Origin of the sequence: Phyllobacterium sp. 21LDTY02-6, from assembly GCF_023554255.2 — a bacterium.
Classification (GTDB): Bacteria; Pseudomonadota; Alphaproteobacteria; order Rhizobiales; family Rhizobiaceae; genus Phyllobacterium.
Window position 1 is genome coordinate 550,054 of record NZ_JAMJWD020000003.1, and the last position, 14,638, is coordinate 564,691.

Annotated in this window: 15 protein-coding genes; 10 read left to right on the top strand and 5 right to left on the bottom strand. The window is 59.6% G+C overall.

Annotation, left to right across the window (positions count from 1 at the left end):
- Positions 1-9 precede the first annotated feature (9 nt).
- From M8997_RS14045 to M8997_RS14055, 3 genes are read left to right on the top strand one after another with little or no spacing between them, the layout of a single operon-like run.
- Positions 10-549: a sigma-70 family RNA polymerase sigma factor gene (locus M8997_RS14045; RefSeq protein ID WP_250018796.1), complete on the top strand. Its 540-nt coding sequence runs from the start codon at positions 10-12 to the stop codon at positions 547-549.
- Positions 533-1,306: an anti-sigma factor gene (locus M8997_RS14050; protein ID WP_250018795.1), complete on the top strand. Its 774-nt coding sequence runs from the start codon at positions 533-535 to the stop codon at positions 1,304-1,306. Before M8997_RS14045 ends, M8997_RS14050 begins: the two co-directional genes overlap by 17 nt.
- Positions 1,307-1,328: 22 nt before the next feature.
- Complete coding sequence (locus M8997_RS14055; protein WP_250018794.1) at positions 1,329-2,045, top strand: Bax inhibitor-1/YccA family protein; 717 nt, start codon at positions 1,329-1,331, stop codon at positions 2,043-2,045.
- 73 nt (positions 2,046-2,118) lie between these two features.
- Here M8997_RS14055 and M8997_RS14060 read toward each other — a convergent pair whose 3' ends face one another.
- Positions 2,119-2,700 (bottom strand): MarR family winged helix-turn-helix transcriptional regulator, encoded by a 582-nt coding sequence (locus M8997_RS14060; protein ID WP_250018793.1) that lies wholly within the window; start codon positions 2,698-2,700, stop codon positions 2,119-2,121.
- 225 nt (positions 2,701-2,925) lie between these two features.
- On the opposite strand from M8997_RS14060, the gene M8997_RS14065 reads away from it, so the two are divergent.
- Complete coding sequence (locus M8997_RS14065) at positions 2,926-3,522, top strand: hypothetical protein (protein WP_256473290.1); 597 nt, start codon at positions 2,926-2,928, stop codon at positions 3,520-3,522.
- 6 nt (positions 3,523-3,528) lie between these two features.
- Here the strand turns inward: M8997_RS14065 and M8997_RS14070 are convergent, their stop codons facing one another.
- Positions 3,529-3,882: a DUF1428 domain-containing protein gene (locus M8997_RS14070; protein WP_250018791.1), complete on the bottom strand. Its 354-nt coding sequence runs from the start codon at positions 3,880-3,882 to the stop codon at positions 3,529-3,531.
- Positions 3,883-4,069: 187 nt separating this feature from the next.
- On the opposite strand from M8997_RS14070, the gene M8997_RS14075 reads away from it, so the two are divergent.
- Positions 4,070-5,698 carry an MFS transporter gene (locus tag M8997_RS14075; protein ID WP_250018790.1) on the top strand — a complete coding sequence of 543 codons (1,629 nt, stop codon included), beginning with the start codon at positions 4,070-4,072 and terminating at the stop codon, positions 5,696-5,698.
- A gap of 91 nt (positions 5,699-5,789) precedes the next feature.
- Here the strand turns inward: M8997_RS14075 and M8997_RS14080 are convergent, their stop codons facing one another.
- Both M8997_RS14080 and M8997_RS14085 read right to left on the bottom strand, forming a co-directional pair.
- Positions 5,790-7,031: an RNA polymerase sigma factor gene (locus tag M8997_RS14080; RefSeq protein ID WP_250018789.1), complete on the bottom strand. Its 1,242-nt coding sequence runs from the start codon at positions 7,029-7,031 to the stop codon at positions 5,790-5,792.
- Positions 7,028-7,399 (bottom strand): YciI family protein, encoded by a 372-nt coding sequence (locus tag M8997_RS14085; protein ID WP_250018788.1) that lies wholly within the window; start codon positions 7,397-7,399, stop codon positions 7,028-7,030. Before M8997_RS14085 ends, M8997_RS14080 begins: the two co-directional genes overlap by 4 nt.
- Before the next feature lie 93 nt (positions 7,400-7,492).
- On the opposite strand from M8997_RS14085, the gene tam reads away from it, so the two are divergent.
- Together tam and M8997_RS14095 are read left to right on the top strand one after the other, a co-directional pair.
- Positions 7,493-8,269, top strand: a complete 777-nt coding sequence (gene tam, locus M8997_RS14090; RefSeq protein WP_250018787.1) for a trans-aconitate 2-methyltransferase — start codon at positions 7,493-7,495, stop codon at positions 8,267-8,269.
- 198 nt (positions 8,270-8,467) lie between these two features.
- On the top strand, positions 8,468-9,154 hold the full coding sequence (locus M8997_RS14095; RefSeq protein WP_323748386.1) for a FadR/GntR family transcriptional regulator: 687 nt from the start codon (positions 8,468-8,470) through the stop codon (positions 9,152-9,154).
- On the opposite strand, the gene araD1 is transcribed toward M8997_RS14095, so the two are convergent.
- Positions 9,135-10,127 (bottom strand): AraD1 family protein, encoded by a 993-nt coding sequence (araD1, locus tag M8997_RS14100; protein WP_250018785.1) that lies wholly within the window; start codon positions 10,125-10,127, stop codon positions 9,135-9,137. The genes M8997_RS14095 and araD1 overlap by 20 nt on opposite strands.
- Positions 10,128-10,420: 293 nt before the next feature.
- Between araD1 and chvE the strand changes: the two genes are divergently transcribed.
- The 3 genes from chvE (at position 10,421) to mmsB (ending at position 14,227) form a co-directional block, all read left to right on the top strand.
- Positions 10,421-11,434 carry a multiple monosaccharide ABC transporter substrate-binding protein gene (gene chvE / locus M8997_RS14105; protein ID WP_250018972.1) on the top strand — a complete coding sequence of 338 codons (1,014 nt, stop codon included), beginning with the start codon at positions 10,421-10,423 and terminating at the stop codon, positions 11,432-11,434.
- A gap of 68 nt (positions 11,435-11,502) precedes the next feature.
- Positions 11,503-13,026 carry a multiple monosaccharide ABC transporter ATP-binding protein gene (gene mmsA / locus M8997_RS14110; protein ID WP_250018784.1) on the top strand — a complete coding sequence of 508 codons (1,524 nt, stop codon included), beginning with the start codon at positions 11,503-11,505 and terminating at the stop codon, positions 13,024-13,026.
- Position 13,027: 1 nt separating this feature from the next.
- Complete coding sequence (gene mmsB, locus M8997_RS14115) at positions 13,028-14,227, top strand: multiple monosaccharide ABC transporter permease (protein ID WP_250018783.1); 1,200 nt, start codon at positions 13,028-13,030, stop codon at positions 14,225-14,227.
- Positions 14,228-14,638 lie beyond the last annotated feature (411 nt).

The window sequence follows — 14,638 nt, forward strand, 5'->3', positions numbered from 1 at the left end:
ATATCGGGCATGAAGGATCAAGACCCACGGTTCGATGTTCTATCCCAGCTTGGCTCCTTGCGGCGCTATGCAAGGACGCTCGCGGGCAATGATCAGGACGCGGAAGATCTCGTGCATGACGCGCTTGTCCGCGCCTATGAGAGACAATCGAGCTTTCGCACGGGCAGCAACCTTCGCAGCTGGCTATTTTCCGTTCTGCATAATGTCTTCATCGATCGCTTCCGCTCGAAGCGGTCGGAAGCGCGCAAGATCGAACAGGCCGGCTGGGTAACGGATACGGTTCAGGCGCCGCCGCAGGAGCATTCAGCGCGGCTCGGCCAGGTGCGCAGGGCATTTGGCGCCCTGCCGGAAGAACAACGGGGCGCGCTGCACCTCGTGGCTGTGGAAGGCCTCTCCTATGAGGAAGCAGCCGCAATACTGGGCGTGCCCGTCGGCACATTGATGTCCCGCCTCAGCCGCGCCAGGGCGGCGATGCGCGACATCGAGGAAAACCCGCCCCAGACGGGGAAATTAAGGCTCGTAGGAGGCCGCGATGACCAGGAACATTGATCCAATCACCCGCGCGGACCTCGACGCCTATGTCGACGAACAGCTTGACGCAGCGCGGCGGATCGAGGTGGCGGCCTATCTGTCCGAGCATCCGCAGGAAGCGGCGCAGGTCATGGCAGATTTGCGCGGACGGGATGAATTGCGCCTCGCCCTGTCGACCGCGTCATCCGTGTCGGGCCTTGCATCGGCGCAGGCTGCCGAACGCCTGCAGCGAAGCCTTGCCCGGCGGCGGTTCTTCCGCAACGTCCAGCGTATCGCCGCGATCGGCGTCCTCGTCGGCCTCGGCTGGATGGCGCATGCGGGTTTCGGGCCGCTCGTCGTCTCGCAGGTGGTCGCGTCCACGCCGCCGCCGCCCTTCGTGCAGGATGCCGTCATGGCCCACAAGACCTCCCTGCTGCGAGCCGGGATGGCTTCGCAGCTCGAAACGAAGAGCCTCGATGCCGCGGAGATACGGGCGGCGACCGCCATCGTCATGCCGGAACTGCCGGTCGGCTGGAAAGTGAAGGATGTCCAGCTGTTCCCGTCCACTTTCGGGCCGAGCGTCGAAGTCGAAATCGGCACCGACAAGGCGGCACCGCTCTCGCTGTTCGCCGTTCGCCCCGGCAGCTTCGATGTGGTGAAGCCGCAGATCGTCGATATCGACGGCATGTCGGCGGCCTATTTCCAGATCGGCGAGGTGGCCTATGCGCTCGTCGCCGAGGCAGGTGCGTCGGATCTGCGCAAGGTCGCGACAGACATATCCAGCACTCTTTATTGATTATCAACGGAAGGAAAACGCGATGAATACACCCCTCCAATATGGTTTGGGACGGACTGGCCAATCAGCGGCGCAGTTCGACGAAGGTTTGCGCCAGCATATGCTGCGCATCTACAATTACATGGGCCTCGGGCTCGTCGTCACCGGCATCATCGCCTTCATGGTCGCATCGACTCCCGCACTCTACGTGCCCATCTTCTCCACCCCGCTGAAATGGGTGGTGATGCTGGCTCCGCTCGCCTTCGTGATGTTCTTCTCGTTCCGCATGCACTCCATGTCGGCCGCTTCGGCCCAGATGCTGTTCTGGGCATTCTGCGCCGTCATGGGACTTTCGATGGCATCGATCTTTCTCGTCTTCACGGGTAACAGCATCGCGCGCACCTTCTTCATCGCAGCGACGATGTTCGGCGCGACGAGCCTCTACGGCTACACGACGAAGCGCGACCTGTCGCAGTACGGTTCGTTCCTGATGATGGGCCTGATCGGCGTCGTCGTAGCCAGCCTCGTCAACCTGTTCCTCGGCTCGACGATGATACAATTCGTCGTATCGGTCGCCGGTGTTCTCGTCTTCGTCGGCCTGACGGCATGGGATACGCAGTCGATCAAGGAACAATATGCGGAGAATCATGATTCCGAAACGCAGCAGAAGCTGGCCGTGTTCGGAGCCTTCTCCCTGTATCTGAACTTCATCAATCTGTTCCAGCTGCTGCTCAACCTGACGGGCCAGCGCGAAGAATAGTACTGAAGCGGATCGTAAATGGAAAAAGGCCAGGTTCGACCTGGCCTTTTATCGTTCGACGTTGATTCCTGCCTCAGCCGCCGCGGCTTTCGCCGGGTGTGCCGAATATGACGGCGCTCGCCCAGGTCTGCTCGATACGGTCGAGCGTGCGGAAGGTCGTTTCCAGATTGCGGATGCTTTCCTCATCATTCGCGATGAGCTTGTGGCAGGACGCTGCGGTTTCAGCCATGTCGGCGCAGAGTTCCTGGCCCTTGGCCGAAAGCTTGATGCGTGCCGCGCGACGGTCGCGCTGCAAGGCATTGCGCTCGATGTAACCGGCTTCGCCCAGCTGTTTGAGGTAATAGGAGAGATTGGTGCCGGCATAGGGACCGCGCTCCATGAGCTGGCTGACGGAGATCTCGTCATTGCCGATCGCCAGAAGCAACATCAGGTGGGCAGGCCCGATCTCTTCGACTCCCCGGCGCGTCATTTCCGACTGCAGAAATACCGAAAAGCGCCGATTGACCCGCTCAAGGGTTCGGGCGAGTTCGAAATGGGTGATGATAGGCGAGGCGGAAGCAGACGACTTGCGCCCCATCCGACTGGTATCCGTCCGGCCTGTCGCATCCGGCCCGGCATCCCTGTTCTGATAGATCGGAACCAAATCAATCTCCATGAATGGCGCCGCAACCGCCTTCGAGTGTAGTGATATTTGCAGATCAACTTCGCACTGCACAATAGTACAGTCAATCCAAACTGTGGGTATATAAGTATTATCACCAAGTGGGAAGGCAGAGATTGCCGGGTGGTGACTCTTGGGCGGCCACGATGCCTGTCCAGTGTCTTTGCCGGCGAATCGATGGCAAAAAATTGTTAACTTTTTCTCTCTATATCTCGAAGAATGTTAAGGAATTTGCCCGGGAAAGTGGCAGTTTTTGCCATTATGCTCGTCTTGGTTGGCTGTGCGACGGCGCCAAGCCGGATCAACAATGTCTGTGCGGTTTTCGACCAGAGAGACGGTTGGTTCGATAATTGGTACAGTGCAGCAAAGCGCGCCGAACAACGTTATGGCGTTCCCGTTCCGATTCTCATGGCGACGATTCGCAAGGAATCAGGCTTCAAGGCGCGCGTGCGTCCGCCGCGTACGAAGCTGCTCGGCTTCATTCCGTGGAAGCGTCCTTCGTCGGCCTATGGCTATTCGCAGGCATTGGATGGAACCTGGGCACAATATAAGCGCGAGACGGGCCGGTGGGGCGCCAGCCGCAACGATTTCGGCGATGCGGTCGATTTCGTCGGTTGGTATCACTCCAAGAGCCGGGACGTGAATGGCATCGCCTTGAACGACGCCTACAATCTGTATCTCGCCTATTATTTCGGACACACGGCCTATTCGCGCGGTTCATGGAAATCAAATGCCGGCATGCAGCGCGTCGCCCGCGCTGCCGCCACCATGGCTGCCGATTACGAACGGCAGATGCGCAATTGCGGCTTGAAGTAGGTTCCGTCAGAGCTCGGTAAAGGGCTGGAACCCGCCATAGATCATGCGCTTGCCATCAAAGATGTGCTCGGCGCCGGCCGATTCGAGGCGTGGATCCTCCATCACCTTCCTGTTTATCTCGTCCCGTTTCTCGCGCGAGGGGTAAACGATCCACGAGAAGACGACGACCTCATTCTCGTTCGCGTGCACTGCGCAGGGAAAGGAGGTGAGTTCGCCATAGGGTACGTCGTCGCCGACACATTCGACATAGGCGAGCGCACCGTGATCCATCCAGACTTCGCCGGCCCGCTTCGTCAGTTCCTTGTAAGCCTCGAAATTGTCCTTTGGAACTGCGAGTATGAAACCATCGACATAGGACATTGTATCCTCCTTGAGTTGCACATGGGATTGGACCACGGCCTAGGAACGAATGAAAGTCTGCGATGCCGACAACTCGCACCGGTTTTTCTTGGAAATCGTTGCGCTATATCGGTCGCTCGCTGGCAATTCACAACCGGGGGTCTATAAGTGAAGGCGTCCTCAACTCGTCATCATAGGGATTCACACGGTGACCGAGCGAAAATCACCCTTGGCGCCATTCAAGCATGAGACGTTCCGCACCATTTGGTTCGCCAGTCTCTCCTCCAATTTCGGCTCGCTGATACAGTCGGTCGGAGCAGCCTGGATGATGACGACCATATCGAGCTCCGTCGATATGGTGGCCCTCGTCCAGGCATCCACGGCGCTGCCGATCATGCTTTTCTCGCTCGTATCCGGCGCGCTTGCGGATAATTTCAATCGCCGTCGTGTCATGCTCACGGCGCAGTGTTTCATGCTCGCGGTCTCGGTGCTCCTGTCTGTTTCCGCCTATCTCGGGCAGATCACGCCCTGGCTTTTGTTGACGTTCACCTTTTTGCTCGGTTGCGGCACCGCCCTCAACAATCCGTCCTGGCAGGCATCGGTAGGCGACATGGTTTCGCGCGACGATCTGCCGGGGGCCGTGGCGCTCAACAGCATGGGCTTCAACATGACCCGGAGCGTTGGCCCGGCCATCGGCGGCGCGATCGTCGCGGTGGCAGGCGCGGCGGCTGCCTTCGCCGTCAATACGTTGAGCTATCTGCCGCTGATATTCGCCCTGTTCCGCTGGCAGCCTCGATATGATGCCAATCCGTTGCCGCGGGAAACGCTCGGACGCGCCATTTCGGCCGGGTTTCGCTATGTCGCCATGTCGCCGAACATCGTCAAGGTCATCTTTCGCGGCTTTGTGTTCGGCCTTTCCGCCAGCGCGATACTGGCCTTGCTGCCGCTCGTCGCGCGCGACCTGATCAAGGGCGGGCCGTTGGCCTATGGCGCATTGCTCGGCGCATTCGGGATCGGCGCGATCGGCGGGGCGCTCTTGAGCACGCGGCTTCGCGAATCCCTTTCCAGCGAGTCGATCGTCAAGCTGGCATTCCTGGGCTTCGCCGTCAGCGCCGCGATCACTGCATTGAGCACCAGCGCGATATTGACGAGCGCTGCACTGCTTCTCGCCGGAGCCTGCTGGGTTCTTGCCCTGTCGCTGTTCAATGTCACGGTACAGCTGTCGACCCCGCGCTGGGTGGTGGGCCGGGCGCTGTCGCTTTACCAGACGACGACCTTCGGCGGAATGGCCGGAGGAAGCTGGCTCTGGGGGGCCGCGGCAGCAGAAAACGGGGCGGAGTGGGCGCTGCTCGCATCGAGCGTGGTGATGATCCTCGGTGGTCTGGTCGGTTTGCGCTATGCCTTGCCGGAGTTCAGGTCGCTGAACCTCGATCCCTTGAACCAGTTCAGCGAACCATTGCTGGCACTCGACCTCAAACCGCGCAGCGGGCCGATCGTCATCATGATCGACTATGTCATCAAGGAAGAGGATGTCCCCGAATTTCTGCAGATGATGGCCGCCCGCCGCCGCATCCGCATCAGGGATGGCGCCGGCCACTGGGCGTTGATGCGCGACCTCGAAAACCCAATGGTCTGGACCGAAAGCTACCACACGCCGACCTGGGTCGAATATGTGCGCCACAATCAGCGCCGCACCAAGGCGGATGCAGCCGTGGGCATCCGGATCAGGGCACTGCATCAGGGGCCGGACGAGCCGAGGGTCCACCGCATGATCGAGCGCCAGACGACGCTGCCGCACGATATCGCCGCCCACAAGACACCGATCGACATGTCGTGACGGTCAGGAATTCGTAACCGTAGCGTGCGGACAAGCGACGCAAGCCGGTCGGCGCAGGAAGGCAATCAATCGGACTTTGGTGCCGCCAATGTCAGATCTGGGCAAGACGGTCGAGATGGGTGCGGATATGCGAAGCCTCCGCCGCGGTATTCGCCAGCGCAATGGCGCGGTTGAATGCCTCGCGGGCTTCTCCCTCCCGTCCGAGCTTCACCAGCAGGCCACCCTTCAACCCGAAATAATGAAAATAGCCGGAGAGCCGGTCTTCCAGCGGCTCGATGAGTGCAAGCGCTTCTGCCGGGCCGCGCGTCTTGGATATGGCGACCGCACGATTGAGCGTGATCACGGGCGAGGGCGTCATGCGTTCCAGCGCAGCATAAAGAAGATCTATCTCCTCCCAATCCGTGTCCTCGGCCTTCTCGGCGCGGGCGTGAAGCGCCGCAATGGCGGCCTGAACCTGATAGGGACCCGGGCGCCTGTGACGCATGGCCTTGTCGATCAGCGCCAGGCCCTCGTTGATCGCTTCCCGGTTCCATAGCGCCCGGTTCTGGTCTTCCAGGAGCACGATATCGCCATTGGCGTCGAAACGGGCCGCGGCCCGGGCGTTCTGCAGGAGAAGCAGCGCGTTCAGGCCCATGATTTCCGGTTCGGACGGGAACAGCCGCAGCAAAAGCCGCGCCAGCCGGATGGCTTCGTCGCAGAGCGGAAAGCGGGCCTTCTGCTCTTCGCTGTTGCCGGAATAGCCTTCGTTGAAAATGAGATAGACCATGGCCGCCACCGCCGCCAGGCGTTCGGCGCGCTCGATGGGATCCGGCGTCTCGAACGCCACGCCGCCAGTGCCGATCCGGCTCTTGGCGCGGGTGATCCGCTGCTCCATGGCACTTTCGCCGACGAGAAAGGCCTTGGCGATCTGCTTCACGGAAAGGCCGGAGACGATGCGCAGCGCGACGGCGATCTGTTGCGTCGGCGGCAGGTCGGGATGACAGCAGATGAACAACAGCCGCAATATGTCGTCGCGATAATCGGCATCATCGATGCGGTGGGCGACTGCCGTCTCATTGTCTTCCAGATCTGACAGGATCTCCTCCGGCGGAAGCGGCTGCTGCTTTGCCTGGCGGCGCACGCCGTCAATGGCGCTGTTGCGTCCGACAAATATCAGCCAGGCCGTCGGGTCCCGCGGCGGCCCGTTCTTCGGCCAGTTCTTGAGTGCGCGCAGACAGGCCTCCTGATAGGCTTCTTCGGCAATGTCCAGATTGCGAAAATAGCGCAGAAGTGCACCCACCGCCTGTGGGCGTGCCGCGGTAAGGGCCGCTTCGATCCAGTTCGAATCCGTCATGTAGTCCTTCCAGGTCTGAAGATGGAAATTGGCCGGATTTCATAGGAACCCGTCCCCGGATTGGCTTCCGAAAGGTCCCGGGCAACGTCGATTGCGTCGTCCAACGTAGCGCAATCGATGACGTAGAAACCCAGGAACTGCTCCTTTGTCTCGGCAAATGGCCCATCGATGACAATGGGTTCGCCGCCACCCTTGCGCAGCGTCGTGGCAGCTGTCGTCGGCAAGAGCCGCGCCACCGGGCCGAGCCGGCCCTGCTTGGCGAGCTTTTCCTGAACGGTAGCGAGGCGCGCCATTACAGTGTCGTCCTCCTCCTTCGTCCAGGCTCCGACGACGTCTTCCGAATTGTAACAAAGGATTGCATAGAGCATAGGAATGTTCCTTTTCTAATAGTAGACGAACAACTATGACGGTTCCCGACCACCGGTCAAAAATTATTCTCTGGCGCATGTTGAGGAGACGATATGAGACAAGCGGAGTGGTCGGCCGAGCAATATCTGAAGTTCGAGGATGAACGCACCCGGCCGGCGAAAGACCTGCTTGCCGCCGTTCCCGTCTACGAGCCGGGACATGTGGTCGATCTCGGCTGCGGACCGGGCAATTCCACCGCACTCCTGGTCGAACGTTTTCCCGGCGCCGCGATCGAAGGGATCGATACTTCCGAAGACATGCTCGCCAAGGCGAGGCAGCGTCTGCCCGACTGCGGCTTTACTATGGCGCGGATCGACGAGTGGCAGCCATCCGTGCCCGTGGGGCTTCTCTATGCCAATGCTTCCATGCAATGGCTGCACGATCACGAGACGCTGTTTCCGCGGCTGATGACTTGTCTGGAGAATGGCGGATCCCTCGCGATCCAGATGCCGGACAATCTCGGCGAGCCGGCGCATCTGGCTATGCGTGAAGTGGCGGCGATGGACCCATGGGCACAACGGCTTCACCCGGTTTCAGCGGCCCGCCAGCCGCTTCCGTCTGCCGGGCGATATTACGAGATGCTGAAGCCTTTCGGCCGCCGTGTCGATGTCTGGCGGACGATCTACCATCACCCGCTCGCGGGGATCGAAGGCATTATCGACTGGTTCAAGGGATCGGCGCTCGCCCCCTATCTGGCGGCGCTGGACGAGGCGGAACGGAAAGAGTTCCTGGCGATCTATGCCGGCAAGCTCGCCGAGGCCTATCGCGTGCTCGAAGATGGCACCGTGCTGCTGCCGTTTCCCCGCCTGTTCATCGTTGCGACGCGCTGACAAACGTGCTCTCGCAAAGGGTACGGGTGCGGCGATTGTAAATTATCGTATTATATTATAATAGTCGGAACGGGTGCCGGTGGGTGGAGGACGACCCTCCACCGCGGATGGAGTGCGGGCGACAGTTTGTCAAATAGAGAACTCACCGATTACGATTTTCGCACGACCGGCCAGAGGCGAACGCATCACGGCCACGTCATGCGCGATCTTGGATTGAAGATCGTCAGCGGCGCCTATCCTGAAAACTCGATCCTGCCGGGAGATACCGAGCTTCTCCAGCGCTTTGGCGTTTCGAGGACAGTGCTGCGGGAAGCGCTGAAGACGCTGGCGGCGAAGGGGCTCATACAGCCGAAGGCCAAGATCGGGACCCGGGTTCTCCATCGTTCCCAATGGAACCTGTTCGATCCGGATATTCTTGTCTGGCATTTCGAGGCGGGGGCAAGCGCGGAATTTCTGGCCAGCATCGTTGAAATGCGCCTCGCGCTGGAGCCGGAAGCGGCGGGCCTTGCCGCCATCCGGCGGACGGATGCGCAATTGGCGACTTTGTTCGGCTGGGTCGAGAAGATGCGGGAGGCGCGGGAATCCGCTGCCGATTTCGTCCACAGCGACTTGCAGTTTCACATCGCCATCGCCGAGGCGTCGGGCAATCCGTTCATGCGATCGATCAGTGCGCTGATAGAGGTTGCGCTTGTAACCACGTTCACGATCAGCTCGCCGATACCCAACTCCGAGAGCCATGTTCGCTCCGTCGAGCGGCACGCCGCAATCGCCAAGGCGATCGCGGCGGGAGACGTCGAACAGGCGAAAGAGGCCATGCGCGTTGTCATCAACGAGGGCGCTGAACGCGTCCTCGTTGCAGGAAAGTCTAAAGCGGCTTCACGCTGAAACGCTGCGGTTTCTCCGTCTTCAGGGGATTGCGCAACGGCAGGCCGAATGCCTCGGCCTCGATCTCGAACACATCGCCATCTTCCGCCTTCATTCCGTCTGCGAACGAAAGCGTGGCCGTGCCGAACATATGGACGTGCACATCGCCCGGTTGGCGGAAGACCGAATATTTGAAGTGGTGATGCTCGAGATTGGCGATCGTATGGGACATGTTGGCCTCGCCGGAAAGGAAGGGCTTTTCCCAGATCGTCTTCTTCTTGCGGATGATCCTTGAGGTGCCTCTGATATCCGACGGCAGATCGCCGACCAGCAGCTCCGGGCCGATGGAACAGGGCCGCAGCTTCGAATGGGCGAGGTAGAGGTAGTTCACCCGTTCCATCACATGGTCGGAAAACTCGTTCGCCAGCGCGAAGCCGAGGCGGAACGGCGTTCCATCCGGTCCGATGATATAGATGCCAGCGATTTCCGGCTCTTCGCCCGCATCATCGGCAAACGCGGGCGAAAGCAATGGTTCGCCAGGTCCGGCAAGCATGGAGCCATTGCCCTTGTAGAACCACTCCGGCTGCACCCCGGTCTTGCCGCGCGCGGGCTTGCCGTTTTCGAGACCCATGCGAAACATCTTCATCGAATCGGTGAGCGTCTCTTCCTTGGCGCTGTCGATTTTCCGGTGCATCGCATCGCGCGTCGAGGCGGAGCCAAGATGCGTGAGCCCGGTACCCGTCAGATGAACATGTGCGGGATCGGCGGCATCCACCGGCGCCAGAAGCCGACCCTCGGCATAGGCGGCAGCCACATCGACTTCCTTGCCGAAGCCGCGCTGCTCAACGGCCTGCGCCAGCGTCTGGCCGGCCTCGATGGCCGCATGCGCCAATTCCAGGACCGAGCGGGTCCGCTTGATCTGACGGAAGCCACTATCCGTCCGCGCAGCCACTTGCCGCTTTCCCTTGGAACTGAATAATTGAATGAGATTCACAGTTTCCTCCCGTAATTGAAGCCCACGCTTTATAACGCCGGCATCCGCGGACGTCGACTCGCAAGACAAAAAAATAATATAGTACGATAATTGGGTTCAATCGATTCGCAGACCGGGCCATAAGGCTATTCCAAAAGTCATACTTTTCCGATACAAGTTTTTTCGGACCCGGTCTGGGAGGTGGTCCGATGACAGCAAAGGCGCGCTCTTTCGGTCATCGAACAGAATTCAACAGGAGGAAAGACGTGAAAATAGCTAATCTGATTGCTGCGGGTCTGATCGCGCTGGGCGCGATGGGATCGCAGGCCTTTGCGCAGGACAAGGGCACCGTCGGCATCGCCATGCCGACGAAGGCTTCGGCCCGCTGGATCGCCGATGGCGACAACATGGTGAAGGCGCTGCAGGAACGCGGCTACGGCACGGATCTGCAATATGCCGAGGACGATATTCCGAACCAGCTGGCGCAGGTCGAAAACATGGTCACCAAGGGCGTCAAGGCCCTCGTCATCGCATCGATCGACGGCACGACATTGTCGAACGTGCTGCAGCAGGCACATGACGCCGGCATCAAGATCATCGCCTACGACCGCCTGATCCGCGATTCTCCGAATGTCGACTACTATACGACGTTCGACAATTTCCAGGTCGGCGTTTTGCAGGCAAATTCGCTTGTGAAGGCGCTTGGGCTTCCCGAAGCGGCCGGCCCGTTCAATATCGAGCTGTTCGGCGGCTCGCCGGACGATAACAATGCGTTCTTCTTCTATGATGGCGCGATGTCCGTCCTTCAGCCGCTGATCGACAGCGGCAAGCTTGTGGTCCAGTCGGGCCAGACAGGCATGGACAAGGTCGGCACGCTGCGTTGGGATGGTGCCGTGGCGCAGGCGCGCATGGATAATCTCCTGTCCGCCTATTACACCGACAAGAAGGTCCACGCGGTCCTTTCGCCCTATGACGGCCTTTCGATCGGCATTCTTTCGTCGCTGCGCGGCGTAGGCTATGGAACGGCCGACCAGCCTTTCCCATTCGTATCGGGCCAGGATGCTGAAATACCGTCGGTGAAATCCATCGAGGCGGGCGAGCAGTATTCGACGATCTACAAGGACACGCGCGAGCTGGCCAAGGTGACGGCGGATATGATCGACAAGGTGCTCAAGGGCGAAGAGCCGCAGATCAACGACACCAAGACCTATAATAATGGCGTCAAGGTCGTTCCGTCCTACCTCTTGAAGCCGGTCGAGGTCGACAAGTCGAACTGGAAGGAAATCCTGATCGGCAGCGGTTATTATACCGAAGACCAGTTGAAGTAATCGGTCGATTTTTTCGGGACCCTGCGCTGCGAGCGCAGGGTCCTTTATCTTTTAATGTGAGGATATCGATGGAAACCATCCTCGAAATGCGCGGCATCACCAAGACTTTCCCCGGGGTGAAGGCGCTCAACAATGTGAACCTCGATGTCAGGAAAGGCGAAATTCACGCTCTCGTGGGCGAGAATGGCGCTGGAAAATCGACATTGATGAAGGTGCTCAGCGGTGTTTACCCCCATGGCAGCTATGAAGGCGAGATCATCTACAAGGGCGAAGCGCAGCGGTTCCGTGATATAGCCGACAGCGAAAAGCAAGGCATCATCATCATCCACCAGGAGCTCGCTCTGGTACCGCTCCTGTCGATCGCGGAGAACATCTTCCTCGGCAACGAGCCCGCGCGCTATGGCGTGATCGACTGGCACGAGGCCGAAAACAGGACGCGCGACCTGTTGCGCAAGGTGGGGCTGAAGGAAGACCCGCTCACCTTGATCACCAATCTCGGCGTCGGCAAGCAGCAACTCGTCGAAATCGCCAAGGCGCTTTCGAAGGAGGTCGAGCTGCTTATTCTCGATGAGCCGACGGCAAGTCTCAACGAGACCGACAGCGATGCGCTGCTGGCCCTGCTGCTGGAATTCAAGGCGCAGGGGATATCCTCCATCCTGATATCCCACAAGCTCAACGAGGTCGGGAAAGTCGCCGACCGCATCACCGTCCTGCGTGACGGTGCGACGATCGAGACGCTCGATCGCAAGGATATTTCCGAGGACCGCGTGGTCACGTCGATGGTTGGGCGCCAGCTTGCCGATCGCTATCCGCAAAGGCACCCGAAGATCGGCGAGGTGGTGCTCGATGTCCGGAACTGGGTGGTCCATCATCATGTCCACAGCGACCGCGTCGTCATCAAGGGCATCGACCTGAACGTAAAGCGTGGCGAAGTCGTCGGCATAGCCGGCCTGATGGGCGCGGGCCGGACCGAATTCGCCATGAGCCTTTTCGGCCGCGCCTATGGTACGAAGATCAGCGGCGACGTCTATATCAACGGAAAGAAGGTGGACGTATCCACCATCGGCAAGGCGATCGACAACGGCATCGCCTATGTCACCGAGGACCGCAAGACCTATGGTCTCAATCTGATCGACCACATCAAGCACAATACGACGATCGTCAATCTCGAAGGCGTATCCAAACGCGCGGTACTCGATGACATGGAAGAGCTGAAGGTGGCCAATGCCTATCGGCGCAAGACCAATATCCGCTCATCCAGCATCTACCAGAAGACCGGCAATCTGTCGGGCGGCAATCAGCAGAAAGTGGTATTGTCGAAATGGCTCTTCGCGAACCCGGAAATACTGATCCTCGACGAGCCGACGCGCGGTATCGACGTGGGTGCGAAATATGAGATTTATTCGATCATCAACCAGCTCGTCGGCGAGGGCAAGAGCGTTCTGGTCATCTCGTCGGAACTGCCCGAACTGCTCGGGATATGCGATCGGATCTATGTGATGAACCAGGGCAAACTGGTCGGTGAAATGCCCGCGAGCGAAGCCAGCCAGGAAAAGATCATGCGCGCCATCATTCGCGCAGAGGGAAAGTAAGATGACGATAGAGACCGCAAGCAATTCGGCAAAGACCGAAGTCCAGACGGACGGCTCGCCAAGCAGGAGCAATCTGCGCGAATATGGGCTGGTTCTGGCCCTCATACTTATCATGCTGTTCTTCCAGGTTGCCACGAACGGCACCCTGTTCAGGCCGGTCAACCTGACCAACCTCATTCTGCAGAACAGCTACATCATCATCATGGCGCTGGGCATGCTGCTGGTGATCGTCGCCGGCCATATCGACCTGTCGGTCGGATCGGTGTCGGGCTTCATCGGCGGGCTTGCCGCCATCATGATGGTGCGATGGCAGATCCATTTCATACCGGCGACGATTGCCTGTCTTGCCATGGGCGGCCTCATCGGCGCGGCCCAGGGCTATTGGGTGGCGTATCACAAGATACCATCCTTCATCGTTACCCTTGCCGGCATGCTTGTCTTCAGGGGGCTGGCGCTCTGGCTGCTCGGCGGCCAGTCGGTCGGGCCGTTCCCGCCACAGTTCCAGCTGTTGAGCTCCGGATTCATCCCCGATGTGTTCGCCGGCACGGGCTTCAACATCACGTCGATGCTCATCGGTGTCGTTCTGGTCGGGTTGATGATCTATTTCAGCGTCCGCGGCCGGGCCAAACGTGAGAAGCATGGCTACAAGGGCGAGCCCTTCATTCTCTTCCTCGGCAAGAACCTCATCATCGGCGGCATCATCCTCTATCTGGTGTTTCTGCTTTCCACCTATCGCGGCCTGCCCAATGTTCTCGTTGTCATGTCGCTGTTGATCGCGCTGTTCGTGTTCGTCACGAAGCGGATGACGATCGGCCGGCGCATCTATGCCATGGGCGGCAATGAAAAGGCGGCGAAACTGTCCGGGATCAAGACCGAGCGGCTCACCTTCTTCACCTTCGTGAACATGGGCGTGCTCGCCGCCCTGGCCGGCCTGATTTTCGCTGCACGCCTCAATACCGCTACGCCAAAGGCCGGGCTCGGCTTCGAGCTCGATGTCATCGCGGCGGTCTTCATCGGCGGGGCCTCGGCCCTTGGTGGCGTGGGGCAGGTGATGGGAGCCGTCATCGGCGCCTTCATCATGGGCGTCATGAACAATGGCATGTCGATCCTCGGCGTCAATATCGACTGGCAGCAGGTCATCAAGGGGTTGGTTCTGCTCGCGGCGGTGGTGTTCGACGTCTACAACAAGAACAAGACCTGATCGCTGCCGACTGCGGTTAGTCTGCCATGCTGGCGGGGCGTTTGCCCCGCCATTTTGTTTTGTGCTGTTTCTCGGCTGGCTGCCCGCGATGGTGGGGTTGTGGATAAGTATGGATTTTGCGGGGCTGGGGCGGTCTGGCTGGATTTTCGTTGGTTTTGAGGGATTTGCGGCGGAGCAGGCGGTCCAAATGCAGCTTGAACGTGGGCCGAAAGCGGGTTTGGGCCTGGATGATTGAGGGTGATTTTGGAATAGTTGCAAAAAGGCAGAAAAAACTTGTCGGTTGGAGTTGACACTTATGAGTTAGGTTGTCTATATACGGCACCAACGAGGGCGGGACGCCGCTGGCGGTTGCTGGTTGCGCCCTAAGGTTCTCGGTGGTTCCTGACTGGATGGATTAGTATTGTCGGGGAG

Excerpts from the sequence above, each read along its gene's own strand:
- M8997_RS14045 (WP_250018796.1), top strand. The coding sequence starts at position 10 with ATGAAGGATCAAGACCCACGGTTCGATGTTCTATCCCAGCTTGGCTCC.
- M8997_RS14050 (WP_250018795.1), top strand. The coding sequence starts at position 533 with ATGACCAGGAACATTGATCCAATCACCCGCGCGGACCTCGACGCCTAT.
- M8997_RS14055 (WP_250018794.1), top strand. The coding sequence starts at position 1,329 with ATGAATACACCCCTCCAATATGGTTTGGGACGGACTGGCCAATCAGCG.
- M8997_RS14060 (WP_250018793.1), bottom strand. The coding sequence starts at position 2,700 with ATGGAGATTGATTTGGTTCCGATCTATCAGAACAGGGATGCCGGGCCG.
- M8997_RS14065 (WP_256473290.1), top strand. The coding sequence starts at position 2,926 with ATGTTAAGGAATTTGCCCGGGAAAGTGGCAGTTTTTGCCATTATGCTC.
- M8997_RS14070 (WP_250018791.1), bottom strand. The coding sequence starts at position 3,882 with ATGTCCTATGTCGATGGTTTCATACTCGCAGTTCCAAAGGACAATTTC.
- M8997_RS14080 (WP_250018789.1), bottom strand. The coding sequence starts at position 7,031 with ATGACGGATTCGAACTGGATCGAAGCGGCCCTTACCGCGGCACGCCCA.
- M8997_RS14085 (WP_250018788.1), bottom strand. The coding sequence starts at position 7,399 with ATGCTCTATGCAATCCTTTGTTACAATTCGGAAGACGTCGTCGGAGCC.
- tam (WP_250018787.1), top strand. The coding sequence starts at position 7,493 with ATGAGACAAGCGGAGTGGTCGGCCGAGCAATATCTGAAGTTCGAGGAT.
- M8997_RS14095 (WP_323748386.1), top strand. The coding sequence starts at position 8,468 with ATGCGCGATCTTGGATTGAAGATCGTCAGCGGCGCCTATCCTGAAAAC.
- chvE (WP_250018972.1), top strand. The coding sequence starts at position 10,421 with ATGGGATCGCAGGCCTTTGCGCAGGACAAGGGCACCGTCGGCATCGCC.
- mmsA (WP_250018784.1), top strand. The coding sequence starts at position 11,503 with ATGGAAACCATCCTCGAAATGCGCGGCATCACCAAGACTTTCCCCGGG.
- mmsB (WP_250018783.1), top strand. The coding sequence starts at position 13,028 with ATGACGATAGAGACCGCAAGCAATTCGGCAAAGACCGAAGTCCAGACG.